Annotated in this window: 25 protein-coding genes; 9 read left to right on the forward strand and 16 right to left on the reverse strand. The window is 67.8% G+C overall.

The genetic code is table 11. The features are described 5' to 3' along the window. Positions 1 to 21 precede the first annotated feature (21 nt). The 5 genes from Q0833_RS00865 to pheT all read left to right on the forward strand — a co-directional run bounded on the left by Q0833_RS00865 (position 22) and on the right by pheT (position 5,204). Positions 22 to 1,200 carry an acetyl-CoA C-acyltransferase gene (locus Q0833_RS00865; RefSeq protein WP_298429220.1) on the forward strand — a complete coding sequence of 393 codons (1,179 nt, stop codon included), beginning with the start codon at positions 22 to 24 and terminating at the stop codon, positions 1,198 to 1,200. Positions 1,201 to 1,292: 92 nt separating this feature from the next. After that, complete coding sequence (locus Q0833_RS00870; RefSeq protein ID WP_298429223.1) at positions 1,293 to 1,748, forward strand: GAF domain-containing protein; 456 nt, start codon at positions 1,293 to 1,295, stop codon at positions 1,746 to 1,748. After that, positions 1,745 to 2,209, forward strand: a complete 465-nt coding sequence (locus tag Q0833_RS00875; protein ID WP_298429226.1) for an MOSC domain-containing protein — start codon at positions 1,745 to 1,747, stop codon at positions 2,207 to 2,209. The genes Q0833_RS00870 and Q0833_RS00875 overlap by 4 nt, the downstream gene beginning before the upstream one ends. After that, positions 2,203 to 2,688, forward strand: coding sequence for a GNAT family N-acetyltransferase (locus Q0833_RS00880; RefSeq protein WP_298429229.1), 486 nt, complete (start codon positions 2,203 to 2,205; stop codon positions 2,686 to 2,688). Before Q0833_RS00875 ends, Q0833_RS00880 begins: the two co-directional genes overlap by 7 nt. A gap of 122 nt (positions 2,689 to 2,810) precedes the next feature. Next, entirely contained in the window at positions 2,811 to 5,204 is a 2,394-nt protein-coding gene (gene pheT, locus Q0833_RS00885; RefSeq protein ID WP_298429233.1) for a phenylalanine--tRNA ligase subunit beta, read from the forward strand. A gap of 135 nt (positions 5,205 to 5,339) precedes the next feature. On the opposite strand, the gene Q0833_RS17865 is transcribed toward pheT, so the two are convergent. After that, positions 5,340 to 5,918, reverse strand: a complete 579-nt coding sequence (locus Q0833_RS17865; RefSeq protein WP_367274930.1) for a Crp/Fnr family transcriptional regulator — start codon at positions 5,916 to 5,918, stop codon at positions 5,340 to 5,342. Positions 5,919 to 5,996: 78 nt separating this feature from the next. On the opposite strand from Q0833_RS17865, the gene Q0833_RS00890 reads away from it, so the two are divergent. Further along, positions 5,997 to 6,545, forward strand: coding sequence for a hypothetical protein (locus tag Q0833_RS00890; RefSeq protein WP_298429236.1), 549 nt, complete (start codon positions 5,997 to 5,999; stop codon positions 6,543 to 6,545). 36 nt (positions 6,546 to 6,581) lie between these two features. Here Q0833_RS00890 and Q0833_RS00895 read toward each other — a convergent pair whose 3' ends face one another. The 8 genes from Q0833_RS00895 to Q0833_RS00930 form a co-directional block, all read right to left on the reverse strand. Beyond that, entirely contained in the window at positions 6,582 to 7,772 is a 1,191-nt protein-coding gene (locus Q0833_RS00895) for a phenylacetate--CoA ligase family protein (RefSeq protein ID WP_298429239.1), read from the reverse strand. Further along, positions 7,769 to 8,749: a phosphatase domain-containing protein gene (locus Q0833_RS00900; protein WP_298429242.1), complete on the reverse strand. Its 981-nt coding sequence runs from the start codon at positions 8,747 to 8,749 to the stop codon at positions 7,769 to 7,771. Before Q0833_RS00900 ends, Q0833_RS00895 begins: the two co-directional genes overlap by 4 nt. 55 nt (positions 8,750 to 8,804) lie before the next feature. Further along, entirely contained in the window at positions 8,805 to 9,086 is a 282-nt protein-coding gene (locus Q0833_RS00905) for a hypothetical protein (RefSeq protein WP_298429245.1), read from the reverse strand. After that, positions 9,083 to 9,628, reverse strand: a complete 546-nt coding sequence (gene thpR / locus Q0833_RS00910) for an RNA 2',3'-cyclic phosphodiesterase (RefSeq protein WP_298429248.1) — start codon at positions 9,626 to 9,628, stop codon at positions 9,083 to 9,085. Before thpR ends, Q0833_RS00905 begins: the two co-directional genes overlap by 4 nt. Further along, positions 9,628 to 10,086 carry a VOC family protein gene (locus tag Q0833_RS00915; RefSeq protein WP_298429251.1) on the reverse strand — a complete coding sequence of 153 codons (459 nt, stop codon included), beginning with the start codon at positions 10,084 to 10,086 and terminating at the stop codon, positions 9,628 to 9,630. Before Q0833_RS00915 ends, thpR begins: the two co-directional genes overlap by 1 nt. After that, positions 10,083 to 10,928, reverse strand: a complete 846-nt coding sequence (locus Q0833_RS00920) for an ABC transporter ATP-binding protein (RefSeq protein WP_298429254.1) — start codon at positions 10,926 to 10,928, stop codon at positions 10,083 to 10,085. Before Q0833_RS00920 ends, Q0833_RS00915 begins: the two co-directional genes overlap by 4 nt. Positions 10,929 to 11,042: 114 nt before the next feature. After that, positions 11,043 to 12,332, reverse strand: a complete 1,290-nt coding sequence (locus Q0833_RS00925) for an ABC transporter substrate-binding protein (protein WP_298434898.1) — start codon at positions 12,330 to 12,332, stop codon at positions 11,043 to 11,045. Positions 12,333 to 12,399: 67 nt separating this feature from the next. Beyond that, positions 12,400 to 13,476 carry a branched-chain amino acid ABC transporter permease gene (locus Q0833_RS00930; RefSeq protein ID WP_298429257.1) on the reverse strand — a complete coding sequence of 359 codons (1,077 nt, stop codon included), beginning with the start codon at positions 13,474 to 13,476 and terminating at the stop codon, positions 12,400 to 12,402. Positions 13,477 to 13,553: 77 nt separating this feature from the next. Here Q0833_RS00930 and Q0833_RS00935 point away from each other — a divergent pair, with 77 nt between their 5' ends. After that, positions 13,554 to 13,874: an SHOCT domain-containing protein gene (locus Q0833_RS00935; protein ID WP_298429260.1), complete on the forward strand. Its 321-nt coding sequence runs from the start codon at positions 13,554 to 13,556 to the stop codon at positions 13,872 to 13,874. A gap of 7 nt (positions 13,875 to 13,881) precedes the next feature. Here the strand turns inward: Q0833_RS00935 and Q0833_RS00940 are convergent, their stop codons facing one another. Genes Q0833_RS00940 through Q0833_RS00970 form a run of 7 tightly spaced genes read right to left on the reverse strand, consistent with a single transcriptional unit; the run spans position 13,882 to position 19,374 of the window. Beyond that, the gene (locus tag Q0833_RS00940) at positions 13,882 to 14,241 is read right to left on the reverse strand and encodes a GFA family protein (RefSeq protein ID WP_298429263.1); all 360 of its coding nucleotides are present in this window, start codon (positions 14,239 to 14,241) and stop codon (positions 13,882 to 13,884) included. 4 nt (positions 14,242 to 14,245) lie between these two features. Continuing rightward, positions 14,246 to 15,235 carry a branched-chain amino acid ABC transporter permease gene (locus tag Q0833_RS00945; RefSeq protein ID WP_298429266.1) on the reverse strand — a complete coding sequence of 330 codons (990 nt, stop codon included), beginning with the start codon at positions 15,233 to 15,235 and terminating at the stop codon, positions 14,246 to 14,248. Positions 15,236 to 15,259: 24 nt separating this feature from the next. Beyond that, positions 15,260 to 15,664 carry a hypothetical protein gene (locus Q0833_RS00950; protein WP_298429269.1) on the reverse strand — a complete coding sequence of 135 codons (405 nt, stop codon included), beginning with the start codon at positions 15,662 to 15,664 and terminating at the stop codon, positions 15,260 to 15,262. Beyond that, positions 15,657 to 16,472, reverse strand: a complete 816-nt coding sequence (locus tag Q0833_RS00955) for an ABC transporter ATP-binding protein (protein WP_298429272.1) — start codon at positions 16,470 to 16,472, stop codon at positions 15,657 to 15,659. The genes Q0833_RS00950 and Q0833_RS00955 overlap by 8 nt, the downstream gene beginning before the upstream one ends. A 39-nt stretch (positions 16,473 to 16,511) precedes the next feature. Continuing rightward, positions 16,512 to 17,198 (reverse strand): hypothetical protein, encoded by a 687-nt coding sequence (locus Q0833_RS00960; protein ID WP_298429274.1) that lies wholly within the window; start codon positions 17,196 to 17,198, stop codon positions 16,512 to 16,514. Then, positions 17,195 to 17,428: a hypothetical protein gene (locus Q0833_RS00965; protein WP_298429277.1), complete on the reverse strand. Its 234-nt coding sequence runs from the start codon at positions 17,426 to 17,428 to the stop codon at positions 17,195 to 17,197. Before Q0833_RS00965 ends, Q0833_RS00960 begins: the two co-directional genes overlap by 4 nt. Continuing rightward, positions 17,425 to 19,374 carry an AMP-binding protein gene (locus Q0833_RS00970; protein ID WP_298429280.1) on the reverse strand — a complete coding sequence of 650 codons (1,950 nt, stop codon included), beginning with the start codon at positions 19,372 to 19,374 and terminating at the stop codon, positions 17,425 to 17,427. Before Q0833_RS00970 ends, Q0833_RS00965 begins: the two co-directional genes overlap by 4 nt. A gap of 171 nt (positions 19,375 to 19,545) precedes the next feature. Between Q0833_RS00970 and Q0833_RS00975 the strand changes: the two genes are divergently transcribed. After that, positions 19,546 to 21,450 (forward strand): PAS-domain containing protein, encoded by a 1,905-nt coding sequence (locus Q0833_RS00975; protein ID WP_298429283.1) that lies wholly within the window; start codon positions 19,546 to 19,548, stop codon positions 21,448 to 21,450. Beyond that, a complete protein-coding gene (locus Q0833_RS00980) occupies positions 21,447 to 22,139 on the forward strand; it encodes a response regulator transcription factor (RefSeq protein WP_298429286.1) in 693 nt (230 codons plus the stop codon). The genes Q0833_RS00975 and Q0833_RS00980 overlap by 4 nt, the downstream gene beginning before the upstream one ends. The last annotated feature ends 2 nt before the right edge of the window (positions 22,140 to 22,141 follow it).

Here is a 22,141-nt window from a genome sequence, read left to right on the forward strand (position 1 = left end):
CCAATCCGTAAGCGGGGACAGATGGAACAGGTCATCATCGCAGGCGCGAAACGCACGCCCATGGGCGGCTTCCAGGGCGCGCTTTCGGCAGCGACCGCATCCGAGCTCGGGGGTGCAGCCATCGCTGCGGCCCTCGCCGATGCCAGCGTCCCGAGCGACTGCGTGGACGAGCTGCTGATGGGCTGCGTGCTGCCCGCAGGGCAGGGGCAGGCCCCGGCGCGGCAGGCCGGGTTCGCTGCCGGTCTCCCGAAGGAAGTGCCCGCCACGACGCTCAACAAGATGTGCGGCTCGGGCATGAAGGCCGCGATGATGGCGCATGACCAGATCGCGCTGGGCCAGACGGACGTGATGGTCGCGGGCGGCATGGAGTCGATGACGAACGCGCCGTATCTTCTGCCGGGGATGCGGGGCGGCGCGCGGCTGGGCCATGGCGCGGCGGTCGATCACATGTTCCTCGACGGGCTGGAGGACGCCTATGACAAGGGCCGCCTCATGGGTACCTTCGCCGAGGACTGCGCCGAGGCCTACCAGTTCACGCGCGACGCGCAGGACGACTACGCGCTCCGATCGCTGTCGCGTGCGCAGGAGGCCATCGCGTCGGGCGGGTTCGAAGGCGAGGTCGCGCCGTTCACCGTCACGTCCCGCAAGGGCGACGCGACCGTCGCGCAGGACGAGCAGCCCGGCAGCGCGCGGCCCGACAAGATCCCCCATCTGAAGCCCGCCTTCCGCAAGGACGGGACGGTCACGGCAGCCAATTCCTCCTCCATCTCGGATGGGGCGGCGGCGCTGGTCCTCGCCTCCGGCCGCACCGCCGAGACCGAGGGTCTGCCCGTCCGCGCGCGCATTCTCGGCCATGCCAGTCACGCGCAGGAGCCGGGTCTCTTCACCACCGCGCCGGTGCCGGCGGCCCGGAAGCTGATGGATCGGCTGGGCTGGGAGGTGGGCGACGTCGATCTCTGGGAGGTCAACGAGGCTTTCGCCGTCGTGCCCATGGCCTTCATGCACGAGATGGGCCTCTCGCCCGAGATCGTGAATGTCAACGGCGGCGCCTGCGCGCTCGGTCACCCGATCGGGGCCTCGGGCGCGCGCATCATGGTCACGCTGCTCCATGCGCTCGAAGCCCGCGACCTCAAGCGCGGCATCGCGGCGATCTGCATCGGCGGCGGCGAAGGCACGGCCATCGCCATCGAACGCCCCTGACAACAACTCATTAAGGTTAACGCGCGTCCTCGTCCTCTGGCTCCAAGTACCTCGGGGGGCCCGAAGGGCGGGGGCAAAGCCCCCTCCGGACCATGCCCCAGATCGACTACGCCCATCTCGACCGAACCGCCGCCAGCCTGACCGAAGGCGAGGACGACGCCGTCGCGCTGATGGCCACGCTCGCCTGCGAGCTGCACCATGCCGACGACCGCTTCGACTGGACGGGGTTCTACCGCGTCGTCGCACCCGGCCTGCTGAAGATCGGCCCCTATCAGGGCGGCCATGGCTGCCTCGTCATCCCGTTCGATCGGGGCGTCTGCGGCGCCTGCGCGCGCACGGGCGAGGTTCAGATCGTTGCCGATGTCGACGCCTTCCCCGGCCATATCGCCTGCGCCTCCTCGACCCGGTCCGAAATCGTGCTGCCCGTCCGCGACCGCAGCGGCGCGCTAATTGCGGTGCTCGACATCGACAGCGACCAGCCCGACGCCTTCGGCGCCGCGGATGCCGAGGGACTGGCACGGATCCTCGACGCGACCTTCGCCCGATGAGATCGCTTCGCGATCTGATGGATGCGCATCATCATGCGGGGCGGCTCGACTGGATCGGCCTGCGGCCCGCGCGTCGTGCAGACATGGCGGAGGTCGACGCGGTCGACATTGCCGACGGAGGTCCCGTGGGCGACCACGCGCGGCCCGGCAAGCGCGCCGTGACGCTGATCCAGGCCGAACACCTGCCGGTCATCGCCGCGCTCAGCCGCACCGATGCCGGGCCGGGCGCGCTTCGACGCAACCTCGTGGTCTCGGGCCTCAACCTCGCGACGCTGCGGGGGCGTGATCTGAGGATCGGCACGGCCGTGCTGCACGTCACCGGCCCCTGCGCGCCCTGTTCGCGTATGGAGGATACGCTGGGCCCCGGCGGCTACCAGGCCGTGCGCCATCACGGCGGCTGGTGCGCGTCCGTCGTCACGCCCGGCCGGATCGCGCGGGGCGACGCGGTGACCCCGTGCTGATCCGTGCGGCGACCGAAGCGGATCGCGACGCCATCGTCGCGCTGCATCTGGCCTCGTGGCAGAGCAGCTACGGCATCGTCCTGCCCGCGCGCGTCCTCAGCGACGTGCTGCCCGATTACCTTGCGGTTAAATGGGCGCCGCGCGGCTTCGGTCCCGATCAGCCAACGCTGGTCGCCGAAGCCGGGGGCGAGGTGCTGGGCTTCGTCTGTGCGCTGCGCGACGTCGCGCCGCCGCTGGTCGACAACCTCCATGTCCACCCGACGGCGCGCGGGCGCGGGACAGGCGCGCAGCTTCTGGCGGCGATCAACAAGGCGCTGGCCGCGACAGGTGCCGCGGCTTCGACGCTTACGGTCCTCGAGGCGAACACGCGCGCCATCGCCTTCTACCGCGCACAGGGCGGCCGGGATGCCGGACCCGAAGATGACATGCTGGTGGGCCACCCGGTGAAGGTGCGGCGCTTCCTCTTCGATCTCGCCTGAGGCCGGATACGGACGGGCCGCGCCTACCAGAGCCGGCCCACCCTCCGGGTCAGGCAGGCGGGCTTCAAACCGCGTGGCGATGCGGTTATGGAGCGGCGACACATTCCCGAGGCCCGCATTCCATGAAATTCACGCTCTCCTGGCTCAAGCGCCATCTCGACACCTCGGCCACCGTGCCCGAGATCGCCGACGCGCTCACCGATCTGGGTCTCGAGGTCGAGGGCATCGAGGATCGCGGTGCGGTGCTGCGCCCGTTCACCATCGGGCACGTCACCTCGGCGGAGAAGCATCCCGACGCCGACCGCCTGAGGGTCTGTCAGGTGGAGACGGACGAGGGGACGAAGCAGATCATCTGCGGCGCGCCCAATGCCCGTGCCGGCATCACCGTCGTCGTTGCCAAGCCCGGCGTCTACGTGCCCGGCATCGACACGACCATCGGCGTGGGCAAGATCCGCGGTATCGAGAGCTTCGGGATGATGGCCTCCGAGCGCGAGCTGGAACTCAGCGAGGAGCATGACGGCATCATCGAACTGCCCTCGGGCGAGGTCGGCCAGAGCTTCGCTGATTGGCTGGCCGAGCACGATCCCGCCAAGGTGGACCCCGTGATCGAGATCGCCATCACGCCCAACCGCCCCGACGCGCTGGGCGTGCGCGGCATCGCCCGCGATCTGGCGGCGCGCGGCCTCGGGACGCTGAAGCCGCTCGACCGGCCCGACGTCACCGGTACCTTCGACAGCCCCGTCGGCGTGACGATCGCCGACGACACGACCGACGGCTGCCCCGTCTTCGCGCTGCGGATGATCCGGGGTGTGACGAACGGACCCTCGCCCGACTGGCTGCAGGACCGGCTTCGCGCCATCGGGCTCAGGCCGATCAGCTTCCTCGTGGATGTGACCAACTGGTTCACCTACGACCTGAACCGGCCGCTACATGTGTTCGATGCCGATATCGTCCAGGGTGACCTGCGGGTTCACCGCGCGGCCGGCGGCGAGACGATCGAGGCGCTGGACGAAAAGACCTACACGCTGCCGCAGGGGGCGATGGTCATCTCGGATGATGCGGGCATCGAAAGCATCGCGGGCATCATGGGCGGGGCGGCTTCGGGCGTGACGGAGTCCACGACCAACGTGCTGGTCGAAAGTGCGTTCTGGGACCACGTCCAGATCGCGCTGGCGGGTCGGGCGATGAAGATCAACTCGGATGCCCGCTTCCGCTTCGAACGCGGTGTCGATCCGGCCTTCACGCCCGAGGGGTTGGACCACGCCACGGCCATGATCCTGGAGCATGCGGGCGGCGAGGCATCGCACATGGTCGTGGCGGGGGCCGTGCCGGACACCGCGCGCAGCTACCGGCTCGACACCGACCGGGTCGAGAGCCTCGTGGGCATGTCGATCCCCGCCGACACCCAGCGCGCCACGCTCACGGCGCTGGGCTTCCGGCTGGAGGGCGACCAGGCCCATGTCCCGAGCTGGCGGCCCGACGTGCAGGGCAGCGCCGATCTCGTCGAGGAGGTCGCGCGCATCGCTTCGCTGACGAAGCTGGAAGGGCGGCCCATGGCGCGCCCCGCGCAGGTGCTGCGCCCCGTGCTGACCCCCACTCAACAGCGCGAGCGGACCGCGCGGCGGACCGCCGCGGCGCTCGGCTACGACGAATGCGTAACCTACAGCTTCATCGATCGCGCATCGGCCGAGCTCTTCGGCGGCGGCACGGATGCGACGAAGCTCGAGAACCCGATCAGCCAGGACATGTCGCACATGCGCCCCGCGCTCCTGCCCGGACTGCTCCAGGCGGCGGCCCGCAACCAGGCGCGCGGCGTCGCGGACCTCGCGCTCTTCGAGGCGGGGCATGTCTTCGATGGCGGAATGCCGGGCCAGCAGCAGTTCTGCGTCTCCGGTCTCCTCGTCGGACATACTGCGCCCAAGGGCATCCACGGCGAGCGTCGCCCCGTCGACGTCTTCGATATCCGTGCCGATGCCGAAGCGATCCTCGCCGCCATCGGCGCGCCCGCGAAGATGCAGACGATGCGTGGCGTGGACGACTGGTGGCATCCGGGGCGGTCAGCGAAGCTCTGCCTCGGGCCGAAGAAGGTCATGGCGGTGTTCGGCGAGATCCATCCGAAGATCCTCAGGACGATGAACGTGAAGGGGCCCGCGGTGGGCTTCTCGATCTGGCCGGCCGAAGTGCCGTTTCCGAAATCGGCCACCGCCTCGCGAGGGGCGCTGACGCTTTCGGACCTGCAGGCGGTCGAGCGCGACTTCGCCTTCGTGCTGGATGCCGAGGTCGAGGCGCAGGCGGTCGTCAACGCCGCCCTCGGGGCGGACAAGGCGCTTATCACCGGCGCGCGCGTCTTCGACGAGTTCCGGGGCGGCAGCCTCGGCGAGGGCCGCAAATCGCTGGCCGTGACGGTGCGGTTGCAGCCGACCGAGGCCACGCTCACCGACAAGGAGATCGAGGCGGTCGCGGCAAAGGTCGTCGAGAAGGTGGTCAAGGCAACCGGCGGCGAGCTGCGCGGCTGAGGCGTCCGGGACCGTCGGGGACGACAGATCGGCACGGAATCGGCGGCTTCGAGGCTCGGATCAAGGGCTTGGGGAGGAACGGACGCCCGGTTCGCGCCTAGGGTGACCCATGCTGCAAGGCGTATGGATGTCCGCTTACGATCCGCGACTTTCACGAGCACGCAGACGGCTCAACGTAACCGGTGTGACCCCCAAGAAGGATGCAATGGACGCATGAGTAAAGATGGCCTCATAACCCGGGAATGTTTGGCGAAACCAGTTGAGCCGTTCAGCCCCTCCAAGAGCTGCTAGGCACCACTCTCTTTCCCCTTTCTCCCTCAACGAGTCGCGTAGAACCGCGTTCGCCCAATCTCGGATAGGCTGGGAAGTGATCATCAGTCCTGAAAGCTTTTTACTGTCGATTCTGGCTAGTGAAGCATCGGTCGTTGCCACAATGGATACGAGCGACACGCCATTACGCGTTCGCGCGATGTTCGGCGTAACAACGCAGGGACCGACGTAGAACCCAACGCACACTTCTTTACCCTTTTCATCGCAAATGCTGCTCACCAGGCGTCCGGCCAAAACTACATATTCATCTGTTTCGGATTGTCCTTGGTGGGAAATTTGCTCTCCCTTATTGAGGCGCGCTCGCTTCCACCGAGCCGCGAAATCCTCGGTGCAAGTCACATCTGACAGGTCAGATGATTGCGAGAGAAAGGTTATTAGATCCATCTTGGTAGGCCTTATCAAATGATAATGCGGGTGGCGTCGTCCGATGGCATGCGTTGCTCAGGCCAAGGAGGATACAGAATGGCGAACGGAAACCTGTTGAGGCATATCGGCATGATCGCGATTGTCGCCGCAATTCTTGCGGCTTCAGTCTATCTGGCAATGGTCAGCGTCACCCTCGCGCATCTGGAAATTGTCTCTGAGCTGGCGCCGTTCGATATGCGTCCCTTGGGTTACAGTCCCATAGAGGCAGCATCGCTTATTGATGGGTTGGGAATAGCTGGGCGCAAATACTATCTTACACGCCAGATACCTCTGGACATGCTCTATCCGGCCTTGCTCGCGCTGACTTTGAGCAGTACGATCATTTGGTTCGGGAAACATATGCCAAATAGAAGAATTATTCACTTCGGCGTTGCCCTCTCGGTCGGCATTGCGCTGTTCGACTATATCGAAAACTTCGGGATCGTGGCGATGATCTTGAGCTGGCCAGATGTGTCGGGCCCCTTGGTCTATGCCACAAGTACAGCGACAATTGCCAAATCCACCATTACTACCGCTGCTGTGATACTAGTGCTTCTCACAGGACTTATATGGTGCCGCCTGCCAAGAGCGGACGCTCGCGCCTAGATAGGCAATGGTCAGCTTCGTACGCCCACCAGCCCCTCACCCATACTCCCGCCGGTCTTCGATGACCTTCCCGTCGTTCGGCAACGCGTCCACCCGCGTCACCCGGCCCTTCAGTTTCAGCACCTGCGCGGCGCTCTCGGCCCAGGCGGCCTCGTCGCCGCCGGTCGCCTGCACCTGCACCTCCATAGCGTCCATTTCGCCTTCGCGGGTCACGACCACGCGTGCGGCCCGCACCTCGTCGTGGCGGGCGACGAACTCGGCTACCTGCTCGGGGCGCACGAACATGCCCTTGATCTTGGCGGTCTGGTCGGCGCGGCCCATCCAGCCCTTGATGCGCACGTTTGTCCGCCCGCAGGGGGACATGCCCTCCATCATCGCCGAGAGATCGCCCGTGGCGAAGCGGATCAGCGGGTAGTCGGGGTTGAGCGAAGTGACGACGACTTCGCCGACCTCGCCCTCGGGAACGGGATCGCCGGTGCCGGGGCGCACGATCTCGACGATGACGCCCTCGTCGACGATCATGCCCTCCATCGCGTCGCTCTCATAGGCGATGTTGCCGAGATCGGCGGTGGCATAGCATTGCAGGCACGCGATGCCGCGATCCGCATATTCCGCCCGGAGCGACGGGAACAGCGCGCCGCCCCCCACGGCGGCCCGCACGATCCCGAGGTGTTCGCCGGTCTCGTCCGCGCGGTCGAGGATCACCTTCAGATAATCCGGTGTCCCGGCATAGGCCGTCGCCCCCAGATCGGCCGCCGCCCGCACCTGCAGGTCGGTCTGGCCCGTGCCCGCGGGGATGACGACGGCGCCCACGGCCCGCGCCCCGCTCTCGAACATGTGGCCCGCAGGGGTCAGGTGGTAGCCGAAGCAGTTCTGCACGACATCCGTGGTCCCGATCCCGGCGGCATGGAGGAACCGGCCCATCCGCCACCAGTCGGACCGCGCCACGCTGCCCGGCTCGTAGATGGGGCCGGGGCTCTGGAACATATGCGTCACGTTGGAGGCGCGGAGGCCGCCGAAGGGCCGCTGCGCCGCCTGCCATTCCACCAGCTGCGACTTTCGCAGGACCGGGAGCCTGGCCAGATCGTCCAGCCCGTCGATCTCCTCGACCGGAAGGCCGGTTCCGTCCTGCCCGTGAACCTGTGCCAGTTGCGCCTTCAATGCGTCCAGTTGGTCCGCCGCGCGGGCGTCGGCGCTCCGCGTCTCGAGGTCGTCGTAATGGCTCATTCCAGTCCCCAATGTCGTCGGGCGCCCGTGAAGTCCGGGCCGTGGTAGCAGGGCACGCCGTCCGCCTCGATCTCGGCGATGGCATTGGCATCGTCGTCGCCCACGCCGGGTGCGGGTTCGCGCAGGGCCACGCCCCGGATGCGCCCGGGATGACGCCGGACCGCGTCGCGGTAGACGATGGCGTCCTTCTGTCCGCTATCGCCCATCAGGTAGGCGTCGAGATCGGGATTGGCCGCCAGGATCGCGTCGATGGCGCGCCCCTTGTGGGTGCCGTGGCTTGCGCCGACGCCTTCTTCGGTGATGCCCAGGTCGCGCAGGAACATCGGGCCGCGCGGCACGCCCTCGTGCCGGAACAGGTCCTCGAGGAAGTCGTGCAGGTTCCAGGGCGACGAAGAGACGTAGAAGATCGGATGCCGCGTGCCGTCGGTCATCGACTCGACCAGCGCGATGGCGTCGTCATGCGCCTGCCGCGTCAGCGCCGAGCCGGTGAAGGTCGTCCAGAGGTTGCGCGCCAGCGAATGGGCGCCGGTCTCGATCATCGTGTCGTCGATATCCGAGATCAGCATGTATTCGGCATCGGGTGCCGGGACGCGCGCGTGAAAGGCGACGGGGTCCTGTCCGGGGATGGCGCATTGCACGGTGGCCCAGCCGGGGTCGAAATCGCCGGCGACGGTCAAGCGGACATAGCCTTCGGCATCCGACAGACCGCTGGCCCCGCCGCCCTCGACCGTGACACCCTGCACCTCGTCGGTGATGAAGAGGTTCGCCATCTGGCGCAGGTTCATCCATTTCGACTGCTCGGCATCCGGCTCGGCGCGGCGCAGATGGGTCAGGACGCGACCGCGCAGCACCAGCCCCTCGGGCGTGGCATAGCCGAGATAGGGGTCGAGGACGGGGTCGTCGTCGGAGCGGTCGCCGATCCGCTCGAGACCGGATTCCACGAGACGGGCGGCGCGCAGGGCGAGAGGCTTCAGCATGGGGATCTCCGTTTGTGTCGGAGGGTCAACGGGCCGGGGCGGGATGGGTTTCTCGTCATGCGCGCTTCAATCGCAGCTGGCGGCCGGGCAGGCGCGCGATTTCACCGCGCACCTCCATTTCCAGTCGCACGGTTGTGACGTGCCATCCGATCTTGCCGAGCGCGTCCAGCTGCTCGTCCGTCAGCCGTTCTCCGACACGGGTCGCGACTTCGGCGGCCGGGACCGGGCCGTCGGCGAGGATGTCGAGGATGGCGGTCCGGCAGGCGTCGAACTTCCAGGTCGGCACGTTCGTGGCGCTGGTGCCGGTCGGCGTTCGGCAGGGCGTGCGATCGGTCATGCCGCCACCAGCGGGTAGGTTGCGAGCGGCTCGTAGATCGGCCCCTCGGGCGTCAGGGTCGAGGACCAGAGCGAGGCCGCCCCGGCCAATTCGGGCGGCACCACCGGCACGCCCAGCGCCGCGACCGCGCCCGACAGACGGGCCGGGTCGCCCGGTGCGGAGGCGGGGAACCGGACCAGCGTCACATGCGGGCGAAAGCGCTCGCGGGGCAGGTCGATGCCCGCGCGGCGGCAGGCCGTCCGCACCGCGTCCCGGAGCCCGGTCAGCTCCGGCGTCGCCGCGACGTCCAGTGCCATCAGACGGGCCCGTCCCGCGCCGAAGACCGCGTAGGCCAAGGGTCGGAGCGCCACGGCAGAGGCGGGACGCGCCTCTAGCAACTCGTGCAGCGCCTCGAGACGGTCCTCGGGCTGGTCATCCAGAAAGGCCAGCGTCAGGTGCAGGTCCTCCGCATCGACCTTCCGCCCGCCGAGAATGCGCGATTGCGCCCGGCAGAGCGGTCCGATCCACGCCTCGGGCACGGGGAGGCCGACGAAGGCCCGCATCAGCGATCCTCGAACGCGGCGCGCACGGCGCCGATGTCGATCTTCGTCATGGTCATCATGGCGGCGAAGGCTCGCCCGGCCGCCGCGCGGTCCGGGTCGCAGGTCATGTCCCACAGCCCCTCGGGCGCGATCTGCCACCGCACCCCGAACCGGTCGATCAACCAGCCGCATTCCAGCACTTCCCCCCCGTCGGACAGCGCATCCCAGAGGCGGTCGGTCTCGGCCTGGTCGTCGGTCGCCACGACGATCGACGTCTCTTCGCCGAGGCGATTCCGGGGGCCGCCGTTCAGGGCTTGATAGGGCGTGCCCATCAGCTCGAACGCCACGGCGAGTGGCGCGTCGCCCTCGCCGGGCATTGTCTGCACGATCCGGCTGTCCGGCAGCAGGTCGCACCAGAACGCCGCGGCCTCGTGCCCGTTGTTGTCCGCAAACCAGAGGCAGGTGCTGACCCGGCTCAAGACAGCCACCGCTTGCGGCGCCGATAGCTGCGCACGTCGCGGAAAGACTTCCGGCCCTCGTCCGACATCCCGAGGTAGAATTCCTTAACATCCGGGTTCTCGCGCAGCTCGGCGGCCGGGCCGTCCATCACGATGCGGCCCGACTCGAGGATGTAGCCGTAATGCGCGAAGCGGAGCGCGACGTTGGTGTTCTGCTCGGCCAGAAGGAAGGACACGCCCTCGTCCTCGTTGAGCGATTTCACGATGCCGAAGATCTCCTCGACGAGCTGCGGGGCGAGGCCCATCGACGGCTCGTCCAGAAGGATCATCTCGGGGCGGGCCATCATGGCGCGTCCGATGGCGCACATCTGCTGCTCGCCGCCGGAGGTGTAACCGGCCTGGCTGCCGCGGCGCTCGCGCAGGCGCGGGAAGTAGTCATAGACCATCTCGAGGTCGCGCTTGATCGCGGCGCTGCCGTCCTTGCGGGTATAGGATCCGGTCAGCAGGTTCTCCTCGACGGTGAGGTGCTCGAAGCAATGCCGCCCCTCCATCACCTGCACCACGCCGCGCTCCACGAGATCGGCGGGCGTCAGGTCCTGGATGCGGTCGCCTTTGTAGACGATCGAGCCCTTGGTCACGTCGCCCCGCTCGGAGCGGAGCAGGTTCGAGATCGACTTGAGCGTGGTCGACTTGCCCGCGCCGTTGCCGCCCAGAAGCGCGGTGATGCCGCCCTTCGGCACCGTCAGGCTGACGCCCTTCAGCACGAGGATCACGTGGTTGTAGATCACCTCGATATTGTTGACCTCAAGCAGGGCTTCGGCGGTGCCCTGCGCGGCCTGGGCGTCCGGGGTCGTGTCCAGCATGGGGATCTCCGTCGTCTCGGGGTGGCTCGTCTCGCCGCTGGCGCCCGGCACGGGGCGGCAGAGGGAAGGCGAGGGGCCCCCGGCCGCGCGTGGTGCGGCCGGGGGCGATGTCGATCAGCTCTCGGCGCAGCCCGGCGTGATGCCGGCCTCGGCGGCATAGGCAGCCGAATCTTCCTCGATCAGCGGGTCGATCACGTCGCGGTCGCTGTCGATCCAGTCCGTGATGATCTCCCACTCGCCTGCGGCGGCATCCCACTGCTGGACCTTGGCCTGGCCGGAGCCGCCATGGTTTTCGCAGGACACGCTGAAGGCGGGGCCGAAATTCGGCATCCCGAGGCTTTCCATCAGCGCCTCGTCGACGACCAGCGCCTCCATGCCGTCGCGCATCATCGCGGGCGTGATGTCCATCTCGCCGTGGATCTCCTGCGCTTTCTTGGCGGCCTCGGCGGCCAGCATCGCGGCGTAGAGGCCCCGGTTATAGAGCACCGTGCCCACCTGGTCGCCGTTGCCCGCCGCCATGCCGGCGTCGATCACGTGCTCCTGAAGGTCGGCGAAAATCGGGAAATCGGCGCCCACATTGTGCATCGCCAGCGACTTGTAGCCGTTGGCCGCCTCGCCCACGGGCAGCACGTCGTTCTCGGACCCGGCCCACCAGTTGCCGATGAAGTTCTCCATCGGGAAACGGATGTTGGCGGCCTCCTGGATGGCGACCTGGTTCATCACGCCCCAGCCCCACATCACGACATAGTCGGGCTGCTCGCGACGGATCTGGAGCCATTGCGACTTCTGCTCCTGGCCCGGGTGATCGACCGGCAGCAGGCTCAGCTCGAAGCCGTGCTTGGCGGCCAGCTCCTCCAGCGTGCGGATCGGCTCCTTGCCATAGGCGGAGTTGTGGTAGACGAGCGCGATCTTCTTGCCCTCGAGCGAGCCGTCATTGACCTCCAGCAGATGGTTCACCGCGATCGACGCGCCGTCCCAGTAGTTCGCCGGGTAGTTGAAGACGTTGTTGAAGACTTCGCCATTGGCGGCTGAGGTCCGGCCATAGCCCATCGTGTGAAGCGGGATGCCGTCGGCGGCGGTCTTGGGGATCAGCTGGTAGGTGATGCCCGTCGACAGCGGCTGATAGACCAGCGCGCCTTCGCCCTTGGTGCTCTCGTAGCACTCGACGCCCTTCTCGGTGTTGTAGCCCGTCTCGCATTCGAGGACGCGGGCGGGGATGCCGCCGATGCCGCCGTCGCGCTCGTTCAGGAGCGTGAAGTAGTCGGCATAGCCGTCCGCGAACGGAATGCCGCCCGCCGCATAGGGTCCGGTGCGGTAGCTCAGCGACGGGAACACGAGGTCCGCCATCGCCGGGGCTGCGGCGCAGATGGCCGCGATCGTAAGGGTTCCAAGTTTCATCGGTATGTCCTCCCTGGGGTATCCGATTGTCGTAGGGCGGGTTTGGTCCCGCCGCCTCCCGTGGCCGCCCGCATCAATGCGGGAAGGGCCACAATCTCAGTTTTTCCTTCGTCAGGCGCCAGAGCTGCGCCAGCCCGTGCGGCTCGACCACGAGGAAGAAGATGATCAGCGCGCCCACCACCACGAGGTTGAGATGCGCCACGATGTCCGTCGGCCAGCCCAAGAGGTCGACGCCGACCAGCTTCAGCATCACGGGCAGCAGCACGAGGAACGCGGCGCCCGCGAAACTGCCGAAGATCGACCCGAGGCCGCCGATAATAATCATGAAGAGCACGAGGAACGACTTCTGGATGCCGTAGACCTCGCCCACCTCGACCGCGCCGAGATAGACCGTGAAGAACAGCGACCCCGAGATGCCGACGAAGAAGGACGACACCGCGAAGGCCGTCAGCTTGGCCCGGAGCGGGTTCACCCCGATGATCTCGGCGGCGATGTCCATGTCCCGGATCGCCATCCACTGCCGCCCGACCGTGCCGCGCGTCAGGTTGCGCGCCACCCAGGCCAGCACCACGACGAAGAGCAGGCAGAACAGGTACTGCGCCCAGGCCTCGGTATTCGGGCCGGTGACCTCGATCCCGAAGAGCGTGCGCTCGGGGGCGTTGATCTGTCCGGAGGCCGAGTAGTTGTAGAACCAGCCGACGCGATTGAACATCCAGACGAGGAAGAACTGCGCCGCCAGCGTCGCGACCGCCAGGTAGAAGCCCTTGATCCTGAGCGACGGCAGGCCGAACGCGGCCCCCACCGCCGCCGTGATCAGCCCCGAAAGCAGCGTCACCGTGATCATGTCCATCCACGGAAAGGCCGTCATCAGCTTGTAGGACGCGTAGGCCCCGACCGCCATGAACCCGCCCGTGCCCAGCGACACCTGTCCGCAATATCCCGTCAGGATGTTCAGCCCGAGCGCCGCGATCGCGTAGATCAGGAAGGGCACGAGGAAGGCGTTGGCCCAGTAGTCGGTGACGAGAAACGGCAGGATGACGGCCGCCACGAGCAGGATCGCCCAGTACCCCCAGCGATCGAACTTGATCGGGAAGGTCTGGTTGTCCTTGGCGTAGGTCGTCTTGAAGTCGCCCGCCTCACGATAGAGCATGTGTCACTCCCCCTGCGGCCATTTTGCCGCCAAGATGTTCTGTCAGACCCGTCTCGAAGAGATGCGAGGCCCGATCGATGTCCCAACCCGCCACCGAACTGACGAAGCTTCTGTCGCTGCGCGATGCGGGCGAGCTGACCGAGGCGGAATTCGCCCGCGCGAAGGAGCGCGTGCTGAACCCTCTCCCCGAGCCGGGCAACCGGCCCCGGCGCGGCCCGCTCTCGTGGATACTGGGCGATGTCGCCGCCTCGCTGATCGCCGTGATCGTCGCCGTCGCGCTCCTGATCGGAAGCGTCGTCGCGCTGGCACTCACAGAGATCGGCTTTCTCGCCCTGACCGCAATCGTTGTCGTCGGCCTTCTGGTGCTCTGCGCGGTGCAGTTCCTGAGCTCGTGGTAGCGGCCAGTCATCGCACCGCCTCCGGCCAGTAATTTACGCCGTCGAGCCACGGCATCGGCTCCAGGTCGCGCGGGTTCACGCCCTCCAGCCCGCCCACGTTGACGCCGAACTCGGACGTCGCCGAGGACCGGCGGTGATGGGTGTAGCAGCCGCAGACCGCGCAGAAGTAATGTTCCGCCTGCATCGTGCCGAACCGGTAGAGCGTCAGCGTCTCGCCCTTCACGACCTCCAGGTCTCCGTCCTTCACGGTCACGTTCGCCGCCTGCCGCCGCCGGCAGAACGAGCAGTCGCAACGCCGCGCGTCCGAAAGGCCCGCGGCCAGCGTCACCCGCAGCTCGGCCGCGCCGCAATGGCACGTGAGGCGCATGGGGTCAGACCCGCTCAATGATCTTCTCGCCGAAGAGGCCCTGCGGGCGGAACACCAGGAAGATCAGCGCCAGCACGTAGGCGAACCAGTTTTCGGTCGCGCCGCCGAGATAGGGCGCACCGATCAGGAATTCGAAGAGCTTCTCGCCCACGCCGATGATCAGCCCGCCGATGATCGCGCCGGGGATCGAGGTGAACCCGCCCAGCATCAGGACCGGAAGCGCCTTGAGCGCGATGAGGCTCAGCGAGAACTGCACGCCCGATTTGGCGCCCCACATGATGCCCGCGACCAGCGCCACGAAGCCCGCGATCGACCAGACCAGCACCCAGATGAAATTGAGCGAGATGCCCACCGACAGCGCCGCCTGATGGTCGTCGGCCACGGCCCTGAGGGCGCGGCCCTGCTTGGTATACTGGCTGAACGCGACCAGTCCTGCGACCAGAAGGGCGGCGATGATCGTCGCCACGATGTCGAGATTGTCGATGAAGAAGCCGTATCCGAAGATCTCGAAGGTCGTCGTGTCGATCCAGTCGTTGATGCCCTGCGGCAGGCCGACATCCAGCGTCTTGATCTCGGCGCCCCACATCAGGTCGGCCACGCCCTCGAGGAAATAGGCCAGCCCGATCGTCGCCATGAAGAGGATGATCGGCTCCTGGTTGACGAGGTGGCGGAAGATGTAGCGGTTCACCAGCCATGCGAAGCCCGCCATCACGACCACCGTCAGCAGGATCGCCAGAAGCGCCGGCACCTGCCAGCCGAAATGGTGGATGTTCGTGCCGAAGGTCGCGTTGATCAGATGCGCGAAGGGTACCTGACCGTTCTGGATGCCCACAAGCGTCATCGCCGCGAACAGCGCCATGACCCCCTGCGCGTAGTTGAAGATGCCCGACGCCTTGAAGATCAGCACGAAGCCCAGCGCTACGAGCGCGTACATCACGCCCGCCATCAGGCCGTTCAGCGCGACCTCCATGCCGAAGAGAAGTTGGTTGGACATCAGGGCCTCCATCCGTTCGGTGTCTCAGCTTTCAAGGTCGGTCTCCCGCACGGTGTAGCCGGTCGCGTCGCGCAGGACCTCGATCCGCGGCTCGCGCCAGCGGTCGGACTGCCAGACGCCCGGCGCGACCTCCTCGTAGCGCTCCCGCCCCGCGAGCCGGGTGCCTAGATCGTCATCGGCACGTCCGACGGCGGTGCAGGTGTCCAGCGTCACGATCAGCGTGTGCGTGTCGTCGCGGAACAGATCCGCCCCGCCCCGGATGAGATCGCGCTTGTCCGGCGAGAGGATATGCTCGTAAGGAACGAGGCAGCGCGCTTCGAAAAAGGCCCAGAGGGCATCGCCCGCATCCTCCGCGGTCGCGGCCGTGGCAACGATGGCCAACGCACCCGCGACACCCGCGCCGCGCAGGAGGGGCGCGCCCTCAATCATGCGCGACCCCGAGATAGGCATCGATCACGTCCTGGTTCGAGCGCACTTCGTCCGGCGTGCCGTCCCCGATCTTGCGGCCGTAATCCATCACGACCACGCGGTCGCTCAGGTCCATGACCACGCCCATGTCGTGCTCGATGAGCGCGATGGTCGTGCCGAACTCGTCGTTCACGTCGAGGATGAAGCGGCTCATGTCCTCCTTCTCCTCGACATTCATGCCGGCCATCGGCTCGTCGAGCAGCAGAAGCTTGGGCTCGGCGGCCAGCGCGCGGGCCAGCTCGACCCGCTTCTTTAGGCCGTAGGGCAGGCGGCCCACGGGCGTCTTCCGGATGGCCTGGATCTCGAGGAAGTCGATGACGCGCTCGACGACGGCGCGGTTCTCGGTCTCTTCCTTCGCGGCCTTGCCCCACCAGATCGCCTGGCTCAGCAGGTTCTGGGACATGTAGCCCAACCGCCCGGTCATGACGTTGTCGAGCACCGACATGCCCTCGAAGAGCGCGATGTTCTGGAAGGTGCGGGCGATGCCCTGCTGGGCGACCTGATAGGGCTTCATCTGCGGGCGCGGCGCACCCCGGAACCAGACCTCGCCCTCCTGGGGCACGTAGAAGCCCGAGATGACGTTCAGCATCGAGGACTTGCCGGCGCCGTTGGGTCCGATGATGGCGCGGATCTCGCCCTCGCGGATGTCGAAGGAGATGTCCTTGATCGCCTCCACCCCGCCGAAGCGCAGGGTGATGTTGCGCAGGTCCAGCACGGTGCCGCCGATGGTGCGGCCGTCCTCCGTGACGTAGCTTTCAGCGTCCAGCATGTCCGTCCTCCCTGCGGTGCGCGTCGCGCGGCCGCCCGTTCACGTGTCTTCTCCGGGGATGCGTCGCGGCGTCCGCTCCAGGAGGGAGGGGCCGCCGCACCCGGGCGCCCCGGCCATCTCGCTCACCGAGGAGCGGATCTGCCCCTCTCCGGCGCGCAGGGTCATCTGCGCGATCACGGGGCAGCCGCGGGCGTTCGGCTCGGTCGTGACCATGCCCTCGCGCGTGACGGTGGCGTCCGAGCGCAGCGCGCGCGCCTCCCACCCGCCGACGGCCAGGCCAGAGGCGCGCATGTCCCGGAACGCCGCCAGCAGGGCGTCGGCCTCGGCGCGGGTCAGGGTCCGGCGCGCGGTGATCTCGCAGATGGCGCGGGTGCCGGGGCGGGTCCGGTGCTCGATCAGCCGCATGCGGAGCGCGCCGTCCGGCGCCTCGAAGATGCGCGGCACGAGGCGGCCGCCCACGGTGGCCACGCCCGGTGCGACGTAGCTGCGCGTGCCGTCGGTGACGCGGCGGTTGTAGGCGACGTCGGGCGCGCGCTCGCGCAGGCCCGACAAATCCAGCGCCGCCCCCCGCACCACCGCCGCCCCGCACCGCGCCTGCAGGTCGCGCCATTCGGTCGCGATGTCGGCGGCGGCGGGGGTGGCCAGCGCGGCCAGGAGCGGCGACAGGACCGCCAGTGTCCTCCGGGATCGCCGGCCGCGGCGCAGTCTCGGGCGAAGCACCGTCATCCCACGCTCCTGACGAAGGTCGACAGATAGCCGATCCCCGCCCCCATGAGGCCTATGGGCATGAGGAGGATCAGCCGCGGGCCGAAGACCTGAAGCGCGATGGCTGCCGCGACGAAGTAGCCCGCCACGAGCCGCGGCAGAAGGCCGTCGACGGCCACGAGGAAGATCACCGACATGACGATCCAGCCCGCCCCGATGACCAGCCTCAAGGTCGGAGAGAGATCCCTCACTCCGCCGCCTCCAGCGTCTTCGCCTCGACCGGCACGACCTTGGCGTCGCACATCTTGACCGTGGCGCGGATCTTGCCCTTGCGGCCGTCCTCGTAGGTAACCTCCGTCTCGGTGTAGACCTCGTCGGCGTCGCCGTAGAGACCTTCGATCAGGTCGGCGTATTTCTCCTCGATGATGCGGCGGCGGACCTTCTGGGTGCGGGTCAGCTCGTCGTCATCGGCGTCGAGCTGCTTGTGGAGGACGAGGAACCGCGCGACCTGGCAACCGGCGAGCATTTCATCCTCGGCGACGCTCGCGTTCACCGCGTTCACGTGGCCGCGCATGATCTCGATCACGCGAGGATGCTGGGCCAGCTCCTGGTAGCTGGCATAGGCGATGTTGTTGCGCTCGGCCCAATTGCCGACCGCCGTCAGGTCGATGTTGAGGAAGGCGACGCAGCGGGTCTTGCCGTTGCCGAACACGACCGCCTCGTAAACCTCGGGGAAGAACTTGAGCTTGTTCTCGACGAATTTGGGCGCAAACAGCGCACCGTCCGCCATCTTTCCCACGTCCTTGGCGCGGTCGATGATCCGCAGGTGACCTGTGCCCTCCTCGATGAAGCCGGCATCGCCGGTGGCGACCCAGCCCTCGGCATCCTTGGTCGAGGCAGTGCTCTCGGGGTTCTTGAAATACTCGCGGAACGAGCCGGGCGAGCGGTAGAAGACCTCGCCGCTCTCGGCGATCTTCAGCTCCACGCCCGGCGTCGGCGTGCCCACCGTATCCGAGCGGACCTCGTTGTCCTTCTGCTGGGTGATGAACACGCTGGCTTCGGTCTGGCCGTAGAGCTGTTTGAGGTTGATCCCGATGGACCGGTAGAAATCGAACAGTTCCGGCCCGATCGCCTCGCCCGCGGTGTAGCCGACGCGCACGCGGCTGAGCCCCAGCGTGTTCTTCAGCGGCCCGAACACCGTCAACTCGCTCAGCTTGTATTTCAGCCGGTCCATGAACCCCACCGGCTCGCCATCCAGAAGCTTCGGGCCAACAATCTTGGCGTGGGCCATCGCGCGGTCGAACATGCGCTTCTTCAGGGGGCTCGCGTCCTCCATCCGGATCATCACGTTGGTCAGCTGCGTCTCGAACACGCGGGGCGGGGCAAAATAGTAGGTCGGCCCGATCTCGCGCAGGTCGTGCATCACGGTGTCCGCGCTTTCGGGGCAGTTGACGCAGAAGCCCGTCACCATGGCCTGCCCGATCGAGAAGATGAAATCCCCGACCCAGGCCATCGGAAGATAGGCCAGAACCTCGTCCGTCTGCCGCAGTCCGTCGAACTCGGACGACGCCCTGGACGTGGCCACGATGTTGTCGTGGCTGAGCACGACGCCCTTGGGCTTGCCCGTCGTCCCCGAGGTATAGAGCATCACGCAGGTCGTCTCGCCTGTCTGCTGGTCGCGGCGGCGGTCCATCTCGGCGCGGTCGGCGGCGCGGCCCTTCTTGCGGAGGTCCGCCATCGAGGACATCACCGAGTGGTCGTATTTCCGCAGGCCCCGGCCGTCGAGATAGATGATGTGACGCAGGCCCTCGATCCGGTCGCGCACCTCCTCGACCTTGTCGACCTGCTCCTGATCGGCGGCGATCACGAACTTGGCCGAGCAATGCCCGAGCACGTAGGCGATCTCCTCACCAACGGCATCCTGGTAGAGCGGCACCGGAATCGCGCCCGCGCATTGGGCCGCGACCATCGCCATGTAGAGCTGGGGGCGGTTGCGTCCGATGACGGCGACATGCTCGCCGATCTCGATCCCGCGCGCGATCAGGCCCAGCGCCATCTCCTCGATCTCGGTCCGGGCATCGGTCCAGGTCCACTCCTGCCAAATCCCGAATTCCTTCTCGCGGTAGGCAGCGGACGCGCCGAACCGGTCGGCGTTCCGATCCATGAAGTCCGGAATCGTGCGAAGCGTGTCGGCCATGGCGTCCTCCCCGGGCCGCGCCCCTCCCCGGGCGGACGGCTCCGACGGCGACCCTGCCGGAGGATTCCTTCACCGATGTTTCCCAATCCCAACGAATTGTAACAGCACGGTTGCCGGGTCACTCGCCTTGCCGCCGCCCGGCCGCGTGATACCGTTCGGGCGGGGGGTGCCATGACCGACCGCAACGCGACCACCGCCCGCCTCACGCAGGCCGGGCTGAACCTGATCGGGCAGGCGCTCTCGATTTATGACGGCGAGCTGCGGCTGGCCGTGTCGAACCGGATGTATGCCGACATGTTCGACCTGCCCGACGCGCTGACACGACCCGGCACGCCCTTCGCCGACACGATCCGCTTTCTGGTGGAGCGGGGCGAGTACGGGCCGGTGGACGATGTCGACGGCTTCGTCGGCGACCGCGTGGCCCAGGCCCGCGCCTTCGAGCCGCATTACCTCGAACGGACGCGGCCTGGCGGCATGGTCATCTCGGTCGAAGGCTCGCCCCTGCCGCAAGGCGGCTGGGTTACGGTCTATACGGACATCACCGCGATCAAGTCGCAGGAACGGCTGCTCCGCTCCCGCTCGGAGGTGTTGTCCGAACAACTGCTCGTCCGCGCCGAGGAGCTGGGGCAGGCCAACCGCCAGCTCGCCGCGACCAACGCCGCCCTGACGGAAGCCCGCCGCGAGGCGACGGAGATGGCCGCGCGCATCCGCCTGACGACCGAGATGCTGCCCGCGCATATCGCTCGGCTGGACCGCGATCGGCGCTACACCTTCTCGAACCGCAGGCTTGGCGCGGTGATGCCCGGTGCCCGCTCGGACATCGTCGGCCTGACCATGGAGGAGGCGTTGGGCCCCCAGACCTACGCCCGCACCGCCCCGCATCTGGAGCGCGCGCTGGCGGGCGAGCCGTCGGTCTTCGAGATCACCCACGAGGCGTCGAGCCGTCGCATCCGCGTCAGCTTCACCCCCGAACTGGCCGATGGGTCGGTCGTCGGTGTCTACGCCCTGTCGGTCGACATCACCGAGGAGGCGCAGGCCCGCGCGGCGGTCTCCCAATCGGCGGGCCGGCAGGTGGCCGCGCAACTGACCAGTGGGATGGCCCATGATTTCGCGAACCTGCTGACCGTGATCCTGGGGCTCAAGGACAAGCTCGCGCGCATGGACCTGCCCGATGGCGCGGCCGAGGCGGTACAGGCCATCGGACTTGCCGCCACGCGGGGCGGCGTCCTGATCGACCAGATTGCGGGGCTCTCGGGCCCCCGCGACCTCGCGCCGCGCGCGACCGACCTGCGCGCCTTCCTCTCGGAAATGGCGCTGCTCGGTGGCGCGTCCCTGCCGGGCTCGGTCACGCTCGACTGGACGGTCGAGGGGCTGGACGCGCCGGTCCTCCTCGACCCGGATGCGCTGCGCGACGCGGTGCTGAACCTCATTCTGAATGCCCGCGACGCCATCGGCGCAAAGGAAGGGCGCATCACCGTGACGGCGCGCGCGGTCCAGCGTACCTGGATCGAGATCGAGGTCGCCGATACCGGCCCCGGCTTCAGCCCGCAGGCGTTGGAGCGGGGGCTCGAGCCGTTCTTCACCGAGAAGGGCGAGGATGGCACCGGCCTCGGCCTCTCGATGGTCTACGACGTGGTCAAGCTCGCGGGCGGGCGCACGCGCCTGGGTGCCGCGTCCGACGGCGGCGCGACCGTCACGCTGCGCCTGCCCCTGCGCCAGCCGCCGCCGGGCCTCGCTCCGACGATGATCCTTCTTGTCGAGGACGCGAGCCATATCCGCGAAGCCGTGCGCGATCGGCTCGTGGCCGCCGGCCATGCCGTGCTCGAGGCCTCTGGCGTGGTCGAGGCGGAAGGGCTGATGGATATCGATGGCATCGGCCTCGTGCTTTCGGACATCATGCTGAAGACCCATCTCAACGGGCTCGACCTTGCGCGATACGCCGCGCGCCGCGGCCTGCCGGTGGCGCTGATGACCTCGCTGCCGCCCGACGCGCCGCTCTACCGCGAGGCGGCGGCCGACTGGCCCGTCCTGCGCAAACCCTTCTCCGTCGAGAAGCTTTCGGCGGTGCTGGCGTGACGCCCCGCATCGCCATCCTCGACGACGACCCGCAGGTCCGCGCGCTGCTCTCGGAGGCAATCGCCGAGGCCGGAATGGAGGTGCGCAGCTATGCGCGCGCCGATGCATTCGAGGCGGCGCTCCGGCAGTCGACGCCCGATGTCTGCCTCGTCGATCTGGGCCTGCCGGATCGCGACGGGCTGGCCGTCGTCTCGCGGTTGGCGCTCGAGGGCGGGGCGGTCATCATCATCATCTCGGGCCGGGGACAGGTGCAGGACCGGATCACCGGGCTGGAACTCGGAGCCGACGATTACGTCGTCAAGCCGTTCGAACCCGCCGAGATCGTGGCCCGCATTCGTGCGCGGTTGCGCAAGGCCCCGGCCCCCACGCAGGCCCGCGTCGCCGCCTTCGGGCCCTTCACCGCCGACTTCGACCGGTTCGTGTTGACGGGCCCCGAGGGCGAGCGGCCCATCAGCCAGGCCGAGGCCGAGATCCTGCGCTTGTTCCTCGACCGTCCCCGCCGCCTCCTGACCCGCGCCGAGATGCAGGAAGCGCTGGGCGGCGCGGCGGGCGACAGCTTCGATCGGGCGATGGACGTGCGCATCTCGCGGCTGCGTGCCAAGCTGGGCGAAGATCCGAAGGATCCGGCCCTGATCAAGACGATCTACGGGGCCGGCTACATCTTCCTGGGCGAGGTGTCCTGGACCTGACG

Origin of the sequence: uncultured Jannaschia sp. (assembly GCF_947503795.1) — a bacterium.
Classification (GTDB): domain Bacteria; phylum Pseudomonadota; class Alphaproteobacteria; order Rhodobacterales; family Rhodobacteraceae; genus Jannaschia.

Excerpts from the sequence above, each read along its gene's own strand:
- Q0833_RS00865 (WP_298429220.1), top strand. The coding sequence starts at position 22 with ATGGAACAGGTCATCATCGCAGGCGCGAAACGCACGCCCATGGGCGGC.
- Q0833_RS00870 (WP_298429223.1), top strand. The coding sequence starts at position 1,293 with ATGCCCCAGATCGACTACGCCCATCTCGACCGAACCGCCGCCAGCCTG.
- Q0833_RS00875 (WP_298429226.1), top strand. The coding sequence starts at position 1,745 with ATGAGATCGCTTCGCGATCTGATGGATGCGCATCATCATGCGGGGCGG.
- pheT (WP_298429233.1), top strand. The coding sequence starts at position 2,811 with ATGAAATTCACGCTCTCCTGGCTCAAGCGCCATCTCGACACCTCGGCC.
- Q0833_RS17865 (WP_367274930.1), bottom strand. The coding sequence starts at position 5,918 with ATGGATCTAATAACCTTTCTCTCGCAATCATCTGACCTGTCAGATGTG.
- Q0833_RS00890 (WP_298429236.1), top strand. The coding sequence starts at position 5,997 with ATGGCGAACGGAAACCTGTTGAGGCATATCGGCATGATCGCGATTGTC.
- Q0833_RS00895 (WP_298429239.1), bottom strand. The coding sequence starts at position 7,772 with ATGAGCCATTACGACGACCTCGAGACGCGGAGCGCCGACGCCCGCGCG.
- Q0833_RS00900 (WP_298429242.1), bottom strand. The coding sequence starts at position 8,749 with ATGCTGAAGCCTCTCGCCCTGCGCGCCGCCCGTCTCGTGGAATCCGGT.
- Q0833_RS00905 (WP_298429245.1), bottom strand. The coding sequence starts at position 9,086 with ATGACCGATCGCACGCCCTGCCGAACGCCGACCGGCACCAGCGCCACG.
- thpR (WP_298429248.1), bottom strand. The coding sequence starts at position 9,628 with ATGCGGGCCTTCGTCGGCCTCCCCGTGCCCGAGGCGTGGATCGGACCG.
- Q0833_RS00920 (WP_298429254.1), bottom strand. The coding sequence starts at position 10,928 with ATGCTGGACACGACCCCGGACGCCCAGGCCGCGCAGGGCACCGCCGAA.
- Q0833_RS00930 (WP_298429257.1), bottom strand. The coding sequence starts at position 13,476 with ATGCTCTATCGTGAGGCGGGCGACTTCAAGACGACCTACGCCAAGGAC.
- Q0833_RS00935 (WP_298429260.1), top strand. The coding sequence starts at position 13,554 with ATGTCCCAACCCGCCACCGAACTGACGAAGCTTCTGTCGCTGCGCGAT.
- Q0833_RS00940 (WP_298429263.1), bottom strand. The coding sequence starts at position 14,241 with ATGCGCCTCACGTGCCATTGCGGCGCGGCCGAGCTGCGGGTGACGCTG.
- Q0833_RS00945 (WP_298429266.1), bottom strand. The coding sequence starts at position 15,235 with ATGTCCAACCAACTTCTCTTCGGCATGGAGGTCGCGCTGAACGGCCTG.
- Q0833_RS00950 (WP_298429269.1), bottom strand. The coding sequence starts at position 15,664 with ATGATTGAGGGCGCGCCCCTCCTGCGCGGCGCGGGTGTCGCGGGTGCG.
- Q0833_RS00955 (WP_298429272.1), bottom strand. The coding sequence starts at position 16,472 with ATGCTGGACGCTGAAAGCTACGTCACGGAGGACGGCCGCACCATCGGC.
- Q0833_RS00960 (WP_298429274.1), bottom strand. The coding sequence starts at position 17,198 with ATGACGGTGCTTCGCCCGAGACTGCGCCGCGGCCGGCGATCCCGGAGG.
- Q0833_RS00970 (WP_298429280.1), bottom strand. The coding sequence starts at position 19,374 with ATGGCCGACACGCTTCGCACGATTCCGGACTTCATGGATCGGAACGCC.
- Q0833_RS00975 (WP_298429283.1), top strand. The coding sequence starts at position 19,546 with ATGACCGACCGCAACGCGACCACCGCCCGCCTCACGCAGGCCGGGCTG.